Below are 13,294 nucleotides of genomic sequence, written 5' to 3' on the forward strand. Positions count from 1 at the left end.
GTGCAATAAACTTCAGGTGAAAAGTGTGATCGTGTTCAGTATCCCGCTTAATCCGTGTACAATAGCGCGCTATTTCTAATGCCTGAGGCAAAGTTGTGATCGAAAATTTGCGTAACATCGCCATCATCGCGCACGTAGACCATGGTAAGACCACCCTGGTTGATAAGCTGCTGCAACAGTCCGGTACCTTTGACGCGCGTACCGAAGCGACTGAGCGTGTGATGGACTCCAACGATTTGGAGAAAGAGCGTGGAATTACCATCCTCGCTAAAAACACCGCTATCAAATGGAATGACTACCGTATCAACATCGTTGATACCCCAGGACACGCCGACTTCGGCGGTGAGGTAGAGCGCGTCATGTCCATGGTTGATTCGGTGCTGCTGGTTGTTGATGCGATGGATGGCCCTATGCCGCAAACTCGCTTCGTGACCAAAAAAGCCTTTGCCCATGGTTTGAAGCCGATCGTTGTAATCAACAAGATTGACCGTCCAGGCGCGCGTCCTGACTGGGTTGTTGACCAGGTATTCGACCTGTTCGTCAACCTGGACGCTACCGACGAGCAGCTTGATTTCCCGATCATTTACGCATCTGCGCTGCAGGGCATCGCCGGTCTGGATCACACCGACATGGCTGAAGATATGACCCCGCTGTATCAGGCAATCGTCGAGCATGTTTCTCCGCCGCAGGTGGAAGTTGACGCGCCGCTGCAGATGCAGATCTCGCAGCTGGACTACAACAACTACCTGGGCGTAATCGGCATCGGCCGCATCAAGCGCGGCAAAATCAAGCCGAACCAGCAGGTTACCGTTATCGACAGCGAAGGCAAAACGCGTAACGGCAAAGTCGGTAAAGTGCTGGGCCACCTGGGCCTGGAGCGTATCGATACCGACCTGGCGGAAGCGGGCGATATCGTCGCGATCACCGGTCTGGGCGAGCTGAACATCTCCGATACCATCTGCGATCCGCAGAATGTAGAGGCGCTGCCGGCGCTGAGCGTCGACGAACCGACCGTGACCATGTTCTTCAACGTCAACACCTCGCCGTTCTGCGGTCAGGAAGGCAAGTATGTGACCTCGCGTCAGATCCTTGAGCGCCTGAACAAAGAGCTGGTGCACAACGTTGCGCTGCGCGTAGAAGAAACAGAAGACGCGGACGCGTTCCGCGTATCGGGCCGTGGCGAACTGCACCTGTCGGTGCTGATCGAAAACATGCGTCGCGAAGGCTTCGAACTGGCGGTTTCCCGTCCGAAAGTTATCTTCCGTGAAATCGACGGCCGTAAACAAGAGCCGTTCGAGAACGTTACGCTGGATATCGAAGAGAACAATCAGGGCGCGGTTATGCAAGCCATGGGCGAGCGTAAAGGCGATCTGAAAAACATGGATCCGGATGGCAAAGGCCGCGTACGTCTTGACTACGTTATTCCGAGCCGTGGTCTGATCGGCTTCCGTAACGAATTCATGACCATGACTTCAGGTACCGGTCTGCTCTATTCCACCTTCAGCCACTACGACGATATTCGTCCGGGCGAAGTGGGCCAGCGTCAGAACGGCGTGCTGATCTCTAACGGCCAGGGCAAAGCAGTTGCCTTCGCCCTGTTCGGTCTGCAGGATCGCGGCAAGCTGTTCCTGGGCCACGGCGCGGAAGTCTATGAAGGCCAGATCATCGGTATTCACAGCCGCTCCAACGACCTGACCGTTAACTGCCTGACCGGTAAGAAGCTGACCAACATGCGTGCTTCCGGTACGGATGAAGCGACAACTCTGGTACCGCCGGTGAAGATGACCCTTGAGCAGGCCATCGAATTCATCGATGACGACGAGCTGGTTGAAGTCACGCCGCAGTCGGTCCGTATCCGTAAACGTCACCTGACCGAAAACGACCGCAAACGCGCGTCGCGCGGTCCGAAAGAGTAAGACGTTTCGATCTGATAAAAAGCCCCGCTTAGCGGGGCTTTTTTTATTCCTGCCTCCTTTCTGACGCGTGTTGTCCCGCCGCGATGGAGCCGCCCGCCGCCCATGCGCCTTAAGCCCGCATGCGCCAGCTTCCATAACGGATTTTCTCCTGCCTGTTACCTGTTCAGCCCCTGGTTTTGCCGCTAGAGTGAATGATCCAGGGAACCAGAGGAGTAACGACATGTTGTACATTTTTGATTTAGGCAATGTGATTGTTGATATCGATTTTAATCGCGTGCTGGGCGTCTGGAGCGATCTCGGCCGCGTACCGCTGGCGCTGCTGCAAAGCCGCTTCCAGATGGATGAGGCGTTTGAACAACACGAGCGCGGCGAGATCAGCGACGAACATTTCGCCGCAGAGTTATGCGAGCGGCTCGACATTGCGCTGAGCTACGAGCAGTTCGTGGCGGGCTGGCAAGCGGTATTTATGGGCGCGCGCGCCGATACGCTGGCGCTGATGAACCAGCTCCGCGCCGACGGGCATCGCGTGGTGATCCTTTCCAACACCAATAAGCTGCACACCGAATTCTGGCCGACGCAGTATCCGGAAGTGCGCGCTGCAGCGGACGCCATCTATCTGTCGCAGGAACTGGGAATGCGCAAGCCTGAAGCGCGCATCTTCGAGCACGTGCTGCAGCAAGAGGGCTATCGCGCCGATCAGGCGATCTTCTTTGACGATAACGCGGACAACATCGCAGGCGCGGAGGCGCTGGGCATCAGAAGCGTACTGGTCGCCGACAGCAAAACCGTGCCGACCTGGCTGGCAAGCCATCGCTGAATGATGACGTCGCGCCCTTTTATCTCAACCTGCCACGCGTTCTGGCTGTGGCTCAGGCTGCTGTGGAAACGCATCGACGAAGACAACATGACGACGCAGGCCGGCAATCTGGCTTTTGTCTCGCTGCTGGCGCTGGTGCCGTTGATCGCCGTGGTGTTCGCGCTTTTCTCCGCGTTTCCTGTCTTTTCTGAAGTCAGCGTTCAGCTGAAAAATTTCATCTTCGCCAATTTTGTGCCGGCGACCGGCAACGTGGTGGAGCGCTATCTGGATCAGTTCGTGGCCAACGTCCACCGTATGACGGCGCTGGGCGCGATAGGACTGATTGTCACCGCGCTGCTGCTGATGCATTCGGTCGATACCGCGCTTAACACCATCTGGCGCAGCCATAAGAAGCGCCCACTGGTTTACTCTTTCGCCGTCTACTGGATGATCCTGACGCTGGGCCCGCTGCTGGCCGGCGCCAGCCTGGCGATCAGCTCCTATCTGCTCTCGCTGCGCTGGATAAGCGACAGCGGGGTGTACGGCGTTATCGATCAGGTCCTGAGGGTGTTCCCTTTGCTGCTCTCCTGGCTCGCGTTCTGGCTGCTTTACAGCATTGTGCCGACGCGCAGCGTGCCGTCGCGCGACGCCTTAATCGGTGCGCTGGTGGCGGGCGCGCTGTTCGAGCTGGGTAAAAAGGGCTTTGCCCTCTATGTTACGATGTTTCCTTCATACCAGCTGATTTATGGCGTGCTGGCGGTTATTCCAATCCTGTTTCTCTGGGTCTACTGGACCTGGTGTATTGTGTTGTTAGGCGCGGAAATTACCGTGACGCAGGGCGATTATCGCCAGTTAAAACAGCAGGAAGGCGAAAAAGAACGAGAGGTTGCATGATTGCGTTGATTCAACGAGTACTTAGCGCCAGCGTCAGCGTGGACCGCGCGGTGGTAGGCGAAATCGGTCCGGGCCTGCTGGTGCTGCTAGGCGTAGAAAAAGAGGACGATGAGAAGCGCGCCGAGCGGCTGGCGGAGAAAGTGCTGGGCTATCGTATTTTCGGCGACGAGCAGGGAAAAATGAACCTTAACGTCCAGCAGGCAGGCGGCAGCGTGCTGGTGGTGTCGCAGTTTACGCTGGCGGCGGACACGCAAAAAGGCATGCGTCCCTCTTTTTCCGGCGGCGCGGCGCCCGCCGAGGCGAACCGCCTGTATGAATATTTCAGCGACTGCTGCCGTCGACAGGGCGTGACTACCGCCAACGGACGTTTCGCCGCCGACATGCAGGTGGCGCTGGTCAACGATGGTCCTGTGACCTTCTGGTTGCAGGTGTGAGTCTGGCAGCCGAGCGGCACGGGATCGGCCACGCAAGCTCTGAACGAGAGAACCACTTTATGTATCATCTTCGGGTACCGCAAACTGCGGAAGAACTGGATATGTACTACCAGTTCCGCTGGGAAATGCTACGCAAGCCGCTGCGCCAGCCGCAGGGCTCGGAGCGGGACGGCTGGGACGCGCTGGCGCATCATCAGATGGTGGTGGACGAGCATGGCCAGCCGGTGGCCGCCGGGCGTCTCTATATTAATGCCGACAACGAAGCGTCAATTCGCTTCCTCGCCGTGCATCCCTCGGTGCAGGGGAAAGGGCTGGGCACGCTGGTGGCGATGACGCTGGAATCGGTGGCGCGGCAGGAAGGCGTTAAGCGCGTGACCTGCGCCGCGCGCGAAGACGCGGTTGAGTTCTTCGCCAAGCTGGGCTACCTCAATCAGGGAGAGATCACCGCGCCGCAGACCACGCCGGTGCGCCACTTCCTGATGATCAAGCCGGTGGTGACGCTGGACGATATTCTGCATCGCGCCGACTGGTGCGGTCAGCTGCAGCAGGCCTGGTACGACAACATTCCGCTCAGCGAGAAGATGGGCGTGCGTATTTTGCAGTTCACTGGGCAGAAATTTATCACCACCATGCCGGAAACCGGCAACCAGAATCCGCACCACACCCTGTTTGCCGGCAGCCTCTTCTCCCTGGCGACCCTGACCGGCTGGGGGTTAATCTGGCTGCTGCTGCGCGAGCGCCATCTTGGCGGCACCATCATCCTGGCGGATGCCCATATTCGCTACAGCAAGCCGATCGCCGGACGTCCCGGCGCAATTGCCGATATCGGTTCGATGAGCGGGGATCTGGATCGGCTGGCGCGCGGTCGCAAAGCGCGCGTGCGTCTTGAAGTCGAGCTGTACGGTAATGAGGAGCCGGGCGCGGTGTTTGAAGGGGTCTATATCGTGCTACCCGCCGATCCTGACGAGCCGCTAGAAGAGGGCGGTTCCGGCGCGCGTATCAACTAAAACGCCAGGACCGATGATACGGTCCTGGCGCTCTCTTTATCTGACTTCGCCCGCCTGCATCTGCTGCTGAACCTGCTCTGTATCGGTGCGCAGCGAGAGCGAGCCGTTCGCCGAGGATTTCAGCGGCGCATCCGCCCTGAGCGCGGCGTTAAGCTGAAGCTGGAAATTGCTCGGGCCGCTCGCCGGCAGCGCAGGCCAGCCCCAGTGTTGCAGCACCTCTGCGGGAACCGCCTGGCCTTTCAGCGTCAGCGCCGCCGGCCTATCCGGCTGCTGGCCGACGCTGGCTGACCCTTCCAGCAGTCCATTGCCGCTAAAGGCGCTCATCTCCGTAACCTGAATCTGCCGATCGTCGGCGATAAGAGACAGCGACGGATGGCGCAGATCGACGCGGTTAAACGTCGCTTCGGCGGCGTTGAGACTCATCTTGCCTGACCAGATCCCCCACTGATGCTGACGCGCCAGCAGCAGATTTTCGCCGTTGCCTTCCAGCGAGGTCATCTGAAACGGAAACGCCGGGTTGATATCGATGATCAGGTTGCGATTAGAGGTGAAACGTCGCACCTCCAGCGAATCGAGCCAGGTCGGCAGCGCCGCCTGCCAGCGATCGCGCCAGTTCTGCGGCAGGGTATATTCCAGCCCGGCAGCCGCCAGATTGTTCAGCGTCAGGCGCTTGTCGCTGCGGCTCCAGCTGCCGTCGGCGCGGATCACGCCGTTGGCCCAGCGCGAGCTGAACTGGGTCAGCGCGATGCCTTGCGGCGACAGGTCGAGATTGAGGATCGGATCGTTAAGCTCGAAGCGTCCGTTGATAAAGTTGCTGGCGTTCAGCGAGAGCGAACCGTCGTCGCTGCGCCAGTCGTCGCCTTGCCAGGTCAGGTTTTTCAGCGTCAGATCGAGATCGGTGACCGCCCAGTCCGGGCCCTGAAGGCGCGCGTCGGTCATATCCAGACGGTTAATGGTGACGGAAGGCAGCGCCTGAATCGGCCGCAGAAAGTCCGCCAGGCTTTGGGCGGTTTGCAGGCGAATATCGTTGAGGCGAAGCTGGCGGATCAGCCAGTTGCCCTGCGCGTCACGCTCGGCGCTGCCGGTCATTGAACCACGCGCCAGATCGGCGCCAACATTGCTGAACAGCATACGACCCTGCGATACGCTGCCCTGAATCAGGACGTTTGCGCCTGACACCTTGTTCAGCGTCAGGTCGCCAGCGCTCATCTGAAACTGCGCGTCGCTGCCCAGCATGCTCTTCGTCGTGGGTCTCCACGGCATAACGCCACCGTTTACCTGCCGAGCCGCAAGCGGCAGAGGCGTGTCTGGACTGTCGATGCGCATGTTGTTCAGCTGCAGGCGTCCCGCCTGGAAAGGCAGGGCGTCGCCAGGCGTCAGGTTGGCCAGGTTCACCACGCCGTCACGCAGCTCGATGCTGCCGAAGTTCAGCGGATCGCTGAACTGCAGCAGCGCAAATCCGAGATCGACGCGCTTCGCCACAACGGCGGCCGGCTGGCCGTCATGACCAAAAGTGAAGTTGTCGAGAATGATGTGTGAAGGCGAGGAGAAGTTGTGCTCTATCTTGCTGAGGGAGAGATGCCAGTCAGTTTTATCGCTCACGTAGCGGCTGAACCAGCCTGCGCCCCACTGCGTCTGCAGCAGAACGTAGATCACCACCAGGCTCAGCACCAGCAGCAACAGCACCGTAAGAAAAAATTTTCCAAGAAATTTCATTGTATCCATCCCGCCATCTTTCCGGTCAGTGCTTGTTATGCCTGAATTACCGTTGTAGCTCAACAGCCTGGATGTAAATACGAATAAATAGCAGAGGCGGGCCGCAGCCCGCCGGAGAGGTTACTTTTCCTGCGGAAAGATCAGGTTCAGCACGATGGCGGTGATTCCGCCTGCGGCGATGCCGGAAGAGAGCAGGGTCTTCAGCCAGTCTGGCGCGAACTGCAGGATCAGCGGCTGCTGCGATACGCCCAGCCCCACCGCCAGCGACAGGGCGATAATCATAATCGCGCGGCGGTTGAGCGGCTCGCGCGACACGATGCGCACGCCGGAGGCGGCGATGGTGCCGAACATGACGATGGTGGCGCCGCCCAGCACCGGTTCCGGAATATGCTGTACAAAACCGCTCACTGCCGGAAACAGACCCAGCACAATCAGCATCAGCGCCACGACAAAGCCGACGTAGCGGCTGGCGACGCCGGTAAGCTGGATAACGCCGTTGTTCTGGCCGAAGCAGGAGTTGGGAAAGGTGTTGAACAGCGCGGAGACAAAGGAATTCAGCCCGTTAGCCAGCACGCCTCCTTTCAGGCGCTGCATATAGAGCGGACCGCTAACCGGTTGCTCTGACACGTCCGAGGTCGCGGTAATATCGCCGATCGTCTCCAGCGAGGTGACCATAAACACCAGCATCAGCGGGACCAGCAGGTTCCAGTCAAAGCCCAGTCCATAGTAAAGGGGCGTCGGCACCGCGACCAGCGGCTGACTGGCCGGCGCGGCGGTTTGCGGCAGCATATCCATCAGCCAGGCGGCGAGATAGCCGATCGCCATGGCGATCACCAGCGACGCGACGCGCAAATAAGGATTACGCTGACGGTTGAGCACGATGATCACCGCCAGCACCACCCCCGCCAGCAGCAGGTTTTTCGGCGCGCCGAAGCTGTGATCGTTCATCGCGGCAAAGCCGCCGCCAATCGAGGTCAGGCCGACCTGAATCAGCGACAGGCCGATAATCATCACCACGATGCCAGAGACCAGCGGGGTGATAATGCGGCGCGCCAGGTGCAGAACGCGCGACAGCACCATCTCGGTACAGGAGGCCACCATCAGCGTGCCGAACAGCGCTGCCATCATGGTCGGCACGTCGGCGCCGCCGTTTTTCAGCGCCATGCCGCCCATAATCAGAGGCGTCACAAAGTTGAAGCTGGTGCCCTGAATCGACAGCAGGCCCGAGCCGACCGGACCCCAGGTTTTAATCTGCAGCACCGAGGCGACGCCGGAGGCGAACAGCGACATGCTGATAATGTGCTGCGTATCCTGCGCAGGCAGGCCCAGCGCCTGACAAATCAGCAGCGCGGGCGTGATCACCGCCACGAACATCGCCAGCAGATGCTGACCGGCGGCAAACAGGGTTTGCGGCAGCGGCGGACGATCTTCAAGGCGGTAAATCAGTTCGCTCTGGCGCGGCGTCGTCGATTTATGGCGTGTGGCGTCTGGTTGATTAACGGACATAAAGTGGCTTCCCAATCTGTGAAGAGGGGGATTTTAAACCGCTGATGAATGAAAGCAATCGTTTGCCAGCCTTTATCTTGTGCGCGTCTGGGCACAGGCGCAGTCAGGTCGGAGCAAAGAGAGAATTAGACGTTGGTATAACGGGCGGTTTCCGGCAGCCAGCGCTCGATCAGCGCCTTCGCCTGTTCCGGATAGTGCTGGTGGATATGGCGCGCTACGCGCTGTACTTCCGGCACCATCGCCTGATCGCGCAGCAGATCCGCTACCTTAAACTCGGCGTTGCCGGTCTGGCGCGTGCCCAGCAGCTCGCCCGGACCGCGGATCTCCAGATCGTGCTGGGCGATGACGAAGCCGTCGTTACTGTCGCGCAGCACCTGCAAACGACGCTGCGCGGTTTTGCTCAGCGGCGCCTTGTAGAGCAGCACGCAGTGCGATGCCACCGCGCCGCGCCCGACGCGTCCGCGCAGCTGATGCAGCTGCGCCAGCCCCAGGCGTTCCGGGTTTTCGATAATCATCAGGCTGGCGTTAGGCACGTCGACCCCGACTTCGATCACCGTGGTCGCCACCAGCAGCTGCATCTCGTTGGCCTTGAAGGCCGCCATTACCGCCTGCTTCTCCGCAGGCTTCATGCGGCCGTGCACCAGACCGATATTGAGGTCGGGCAGCGCGATTTTCAGGGCTTCCCAGCTCGCTTCCGCCGCCTGCGCCTCCAGCAGATCGGACTCTTCGATCAGCGTGCAGACCCAGTAAGCCTGTCTGCCCTCCTGGCAGGCGTGCCGCACGCGGGCGATGATGTCGTCGCGGCGGCTGTCGGGGATGGCGACGGTAGTAACCGGCGTACGTCCCGGCGGCAGCTCGTCAATGGTCGAGGTATCGAGATCGGCATAGGCGGTCATCGCCAGGGTGCGCGGAATCGGCGTCGCGGTCATAATCAGCTGATGCGGATGGAAGCCCTGCTCTTCGCCTTTCTCCCACAGCGCCAGCCGCTGATGTACGCCAAAGCGATGCTGCTCGTCGATAATCACCAGCGCCAGCCCGTTGAACTGCACCTGCTCCTGGAACAGCGCATGCGTGCCGACCACCATCGCCACCTGTCCGCTGGCGATCGCCTCCTGCTGCGCCTGTCGCGCTTTGCCTTTCTGCTTGCCGGCCAGCCAGCCGACTTCGATGCCCAGCGGCGCGAACCAGCTGCGGAAGTTGTTCGCGTGCTGCTCTGCCAGCAGCTCGGTAGGCGCCATCAGCGCCACCTGTTTGCCGTGCGCAATCACGTCAAGCGCCGCCAGCGCCGCGACCAGGGTTTTACCGGATCCGACGTCGCCCTGCACCAGACGCATCATTGGGAAATCTTTGGCCAGATCGCGCTCAATCTCCTGCACCACGCGTTTTTGCGCGTTGGTCGGGGAGAAGGGCAGCGCCGCCAGCAGTTTGTCGCTCAGCGTATGGCGCGGCGCCATCGGCAGCGCGTAATAACGCTGCGCGCCGGCGCGTACCGCCAGCATGCTGAGGTTGTGCGCCAGCAGCTCTTCAAGGATCAGACGACGCTGCGCCGGATGGCGGCCATGCTCCAGCTCGCTCAGGCGCAGGTCCGGCGGCGGGCGATGCAGCGTGCGCAGCGCCTCCGGCAGGCTAATCAATCCCTGCGCCAGTTCCTGCGGCAGCAGTTCGGCAATCGGCACGCTCTCCAGCAGCGTCAGCGCCTGATCGGTAAGGCTGCGCAGCGTGGCCTGACGAATGCCTTCGGTAGTGGGATAGACCGGCGTCAGCGTCTCTTCCAGCGTAACCGGGCTCTGCTCGCCCTGAACGCGATACTCGGGGTGAATAATTTCCGCGCCGCGCTGGCCGCGCTTGATTTCGCCATAGGCGGTCACGCGGCGGCCCGGCGCCAGGCTGTTCTTCATCCCGGCATTGAAGTTGAAGAAACGCATGGTGAGCACGCCGCTACCATCGCTGATCTGACACACCAGCATGCGGCGTCGGCCAAAGGAGATATCGGACTGCAAAACCTCGCCCTCTACCGTGGCCCAGATGCCAGGCAGCAAATCGTTAATGGCGTAGAGCTGAGTGCGGTCTTCGTAGCGTAGCGGGAGATGAAGCAGGAGATCCTGAATGGTATGGAGGCCGAGCTTAGCCAGCTTCGCCGCCTGACTGGCGCCGACGCCGGTCAGGGTACTGAGCGGAATGGCATCCAGCAGGCGGCCCTTCATTTCTTTTTCCCCGTGGCCTGCATGCTGGCCCACCAGTCGGCGTCAGCTTCCACTTCGCCCTGGGCGTTGATATGCGGATAGGGCAGACCTTTCTGCTTCGCCACGCGCGCCAGCACCGGATAGCCGCCTTCGAACAGCAGGCGCTGCTGCTCCTCTTCGTCCAGCAGGCTGTGCCGACGCTGATAGAGTCCGGCGTTCTGCCGCTGGCGCTGCGCTTCGTAAAGGATCAGCGCGGAGGCCACGGAAACGTTCAGCGACTGCACCATGCCTACCATGGGAATAATGATGTCGCAATCGGCCAGCGCCAGCGCTTCGGCGGTGATGCCGGTTTTTTCCTGGCCCATCAGAATGCAGGTCGGGCGGGTGTAATCTATTTCGCGAAAATCGACCGCTCTGGCCGACAGGTTGGTCGCCAGCACCTGCATGCCGCGATCTTTCAGATGGGCAACCGCCTGGGCGATATTGCGATGGGTTTTGACCTTCACCCAGCTGTTGCTGCCGGCGGAAGCGGAGACCATGGTGCGCATCCGTTCGCTGGGCCAGACGGCGTGCACTTCGTGAATGCCCACCGCATCCGCCGTGCGGATCACCGCCGAGACGTTGTGCGGCTTATGCACCTGTTCCATACAGACGGTGAGGTCGTGCTGGCGAAGCGCCAGCATCTCCTGAATACGAGCGAAGCGTTGGGCGTTCATGCGCTAGTTACGGTTACGGTGAACTTTGATCACATCCGGCATCACGCGAATTTTACGCATAATGTTCGCCAGATGGACGCGATCGCGCGCGGTCAGGCGGATGAACGCGCTGTAAACCCGGCCGTCGCGCTCTTCGGTATTGAGACTCTGGATATTCGAGCCTGCGGTATTGATCGCCGCCGTCAGGTTCGCCAGCGCGCCCTGATGGTTGAACATGTCGACTTTAATTTCCGCCACGAACTCCTGATCGGTGACCTTATCCCATTCCACCGGCATGAATTTTTCCGGCTCTTTCTGGTAGCCGCGGATATTACGACAGGATTCGTGATGCACCACCAGCCCCTTGCCGGGACTGACGTGGGCCACGATGGGATCGCCGGGAATCGGACGGCAGCATTTGGCGAAGGTGATCAGGACGCCGTCTGCGCCTTTGATCGGCAGCTTGCCGCGTTTGCTGCTGCTCGGCGGCGTCGCATTGCTCGACTGCAGCAGGTTCTTCGCCACCACCACGCTCATGGCGTTGCCGAGGCCGATCTCCGCCAGCAGGTCGTCCAGCGACGTCAGCTTCATGCGATCCAGCTCTTGCTTGATGTTCGCGGGCGAGATCTCCGCCAGCTTGCGGCTGCCGCCGAGCGCGTGGCTCAGCAGGCGACGGCCAAGATTGACCGAGTCTTCGCGCTTGAGGTTTTTCAGCAGCTGACGAATTTTGGCGCGCGCTTTGGAGCTGACGACGAAGTTGAGCCAGGCGGCGTTGGGACGCGCGCCCGGCGCGGTAATGATCTCTACCGTCTGGCCGCTGGTCAACGGCTGCGAGAGCGGATAGGGCTGGCGATCGACGCGCGCGCCGACGCAGGCATGGCCGATATCGGTATGCACCGCATAGGCGAAATCGACCGGCGTCGCGCCGGCCGGCAGTTCGACGATGCGTCCTTCCGGCGTAAAGACGTAAATCTCGTCAGGGAAGAGATCGGACTTCACGCTCTCGATAAATTCAAAAGAACTGCCCGCGCTCTGCTGCAGCTCCAGCAGGCTTTGCAGCCAGCGCTGGGCGCGAATCTGCGCGGTAGTGCCGCTTTCGCCCGCCTGTTTATAAGCCCAGTGCGCGGCGACCCCCATTTCTGCCATCTGATCCATATCTTCGGTACGGATCTGCACCTCGACCGGCACGCCGTGCGGACCGATCATCGAGGTATGCAGCGACTGATAGCCGTTGGCTTTGGGGATAGCGATGTAATCTTTCATACGGCCTGGACGCGGTTTGTACAGGCTGTGCATCTGACCGAGCACGCGATAGCAGGTGTCCACGTCCTTCACGATCACGCGGAAGGCGTAGATATCCATGATGGAGTGAAAACGCTGCTCTTTCAGCGTCATTTTGCGGTAGATAGAGTAGAGATGTTTTTCACGGCCGCTGACGCGGCAGGGAATGCCCGCTTCCTGCAGACGCCCGTCGATTTCCGACAGTATCTTCTGAATCATCTCTTTGCGGTTGCCGCGCGCCGCTTTTACGACCTCTTTAATCACGCGATAGCGATTAGGGTAGAGCGCCTCAAAGCCCAGCTCTTCCAGCTCGATTTTCAGGTGATGAATACCCAGGCGATGCGCCAGCGGACTGTAGATCTCCAGGGTTTCCAGCGCGATGCGACGACGCTTGTCTGGACGCAGCGAGCCCAGCGTCCGCATATTGTGGGTGCGGTCGGCCAGCTTGATGAGGATGACGCGGATATCCTGCACCATCGCCATGATCATCTTGCGAAAGTTCTCAGCCTGCGCCTCTTTCTTGTCGCGGAAGGTCAGCTTATCCAGCTTGGATACGCCTTCCACCAGCTCCGCCACGCTTTTGCCGAACAGCTGCTCCATATCCTGGTAGGTTGCCGGCGTGTCTTCAATCACGTCGTGCAGCAGCGCGGCCATGAGCGTTTCATGATCGAGCTTCATTTCCGCCAGAATGCAGGCGACGGCAACAGGATGGGTAATATAGGGCTCGCCGCTGGAGCGTGTCTGTCCCTCGTGAGCATCACGTGCGACAAGATACGCTTGCTGGAGGCGCTTGATTTGCTCCTCCGGCAGGTATTTTTCAATCAGCTGATTGAGACTTTCAAACAGATACAAGGTTGGCCTGCAGG

The 13,294-nt window shown here is 60.2% G+C and carries 10 protein-coding genes; 5 read left to right on the top strand and 5 right to left on the bottom strand.

What is annotated here, in order from left to right; translation table 11 throughout:
• The first annotated feature begins 95 nt into the window (after positions 1-95).
• From typA to fabY, 5 genes are all read left to right on the top strand, one after another.
• A complete protein-coding gene (gene typA, locus HA46_RS07845) occupies positions 96-1,916 on the top strand; it encodes a ribosome-dependent GTPase TypA (RefSeq protein WP_033792919.1) in 1,821 nt (606 codons plus the stop codon).
• Positions 1,917-2,136: 220 nt separating this feature from the next.
• Positions 2,137-2,733, top strand: coding sequence for a glucose-1-phosphatase (yihX, locus tag HA46_RS07850; protein ID WP_033792918.1), 597 nt, complete (start codon positions 2,137-2,139; stop codon positions 2,731-2,733).
• Positions 2,734-2,736: 3 nt separating this feature from the next.
• Positions 2,737-3,606, top strand: a complete 870-nt coding sequence (locus HA46_RS07855) for a virulence factor BrkB family protein (RefSeq protein ID WP_143807609.1) — start codon at positions 2,737-2,739, stop codon at positions 3,604-3,606.
• Positions 3,603-4,040 (top strand): D-aminoacyl-tRNA deacylase, encoded by a 438-nt coding sequence (gene dtd / locus HA46_RS07860; protein ID WP_048782829.1) that lies wholly within the window; start codon positions 3,603-3,605, stop codon positions 4,038-4,040. Before HA46_RS07855 ends, dtd begins: the two co-directional genes overlap by 4 nt.
• Positions 4,041-4,099: 59 nt before the next feature.
• Positions 4,100-5,047 (top strand): fatty acid biosynthesis protein FabY, encoded by a 948-nt coding sequence (gene fabY / locus HA46_RS07865; RefSeq protein ID WP_033754253.1) that lies wholly within the window; start codon positions 4,100-4,102, stop codon positions 5,045-5,047.
• A 36-nt stretch (positions 5,048-5,083) separates the two neighbouring features.
• Here fabY and HA46_RS07870 read toward each other — a convergent pair whose 3' ends face one another.
• The 5 genes from HA46_RS07870 to spoT form a co-directional block, all read right to left on the bottom strand.
• Positions 5,084-6,763: an AsmA family protein gene (locus tag HA46_RS07870; RefSeq protein WP_084883541.1), complete on the bottom strand. Its 1,680-nt coding sequence runs from the start codon at positions 6,761-6,763 to the stop codon at positions 5,084-5,086.
• A gap of 120 nt (positions 6,764-6,883) precedes the next feature.
• Positions 6,884-8,269 carry a nucleobase:cation symporter-2 family protein gene (locus HA46_RS07875; RefSeq protein WP_084883543.1) on the bottom strand — a complete coding sequence of 462 codons (1,386 nt, stop codon included), beginning with the start codon at positions 8,267-8,269 and terminating at the stop codon, positions 6,884-6,886.
• Between the two features lie 125 nt (positions 8,270-8,394).
• Positions 8,395-10,473: an ATP-dependent DNA helicase RecG gene (gene recG, locus HA46_RS07880; RefSeq protein ID WP_033792906.1), complete on the bottom strand. Its 2,079-nt coding sequence runs from the start codon at positions 10,471-10,473 to the stop codon at positions 8,395-8,397.
• On the bottom strand, positions 10,470-11,168 hold the full coding sequence (trmH, locus tag HA46_RS07885; protein ID WP_033792905.1) for a tRNA (guanosine(18)-2'-O)-methyltransferase TrmH: 699 nt from the start codon (positions 11,166-11,168) through the stop codon (positions 10,470-10,472). The genes recG and trmH overlap by 4 nt, the downstream gene beginning before the upstream one ends.
• A gap of 3 nt (positions 11,169-11,171) precedes the next feature.
• Positions 11,172-13,280, bottom strand: coding sequence for a bifunctional GTP diphosphokinase/guanosine-3',5'-bis pyrophosphate 3'-pyrophosphohydrolase (gene spoT / locus HA46_RS07890; protein WP_033754265.1), 2,109 nt, complete (start codon positions 13,278-13,280; stop codon positions 11,172-11,174).
• Positions 13,281-13,294 lie beyond the last annotated feature (14 nt).

Source organism: Pantoea septica, assembly GCF_002095575.1.
Lineage (GTDB): Bacteria > Pseudomonadota > Gammaproteobacteria > Enterobacterales > Enterobacteriaceae > Pantoea > Pantoea septica.

Bases quoted from the DNA above. Each gene is read 5' to 3' on its own strand.
- yihX (WP_033792918.1), top strand. From the start codon at position 2,137: ATGTTGTACATTTTTGATTTAGGCAATGTGATTGTTGATATCGATTTT.
- HA46_RS07855 (WP_143807609.1), top strand. From the start codon at position 2,737: ATGACGTCGCGCCCTTTTATCTCAACCTGCCACGCGTTCTGGCTGTGG.
- dtd (WP_048782829.1), top strand. From the start codon at position 3,603: ATGATTGCGTTGATTCAACGAGTACTTAGCGCCAGCGTCAGCGTGGAC.
- fabY (WP_033754253.1), top strand. From the start codon at position 4,100: ATGTATCATCTTCGGGTACCGCAAACTGCGGAAGAACTGGATATGTAC.
- HA46_RS07870 (WP_084883541.1), bottom strand. From the start codon at position 6,763: ATGAAATTTCTTGGAAAATTTTTTCTTACGGTGCTGTTGCTGCTGGTG.
- HA46_RS07875 (WP_084883543.1), bottom strand. From the start codon at position 8,269: ATGTCCGTTAATCAACCAGACGCCACACGCCATAAATCGACGACGCCG.
- recG (WP_033792906.1), bottom strand. From the start codon at position 10,473: ATGAAGGGCCGCCTGCTGGATGCCATTCCGCTCAGTACCCTGACCGGC.
- trmH (WP_033792905.1), bottom strand. From the start codon at position 11,168: ATGAACGCCCAACGCTTCGCTCGTATTCAGGAGATGCTGGCGCTTCGC.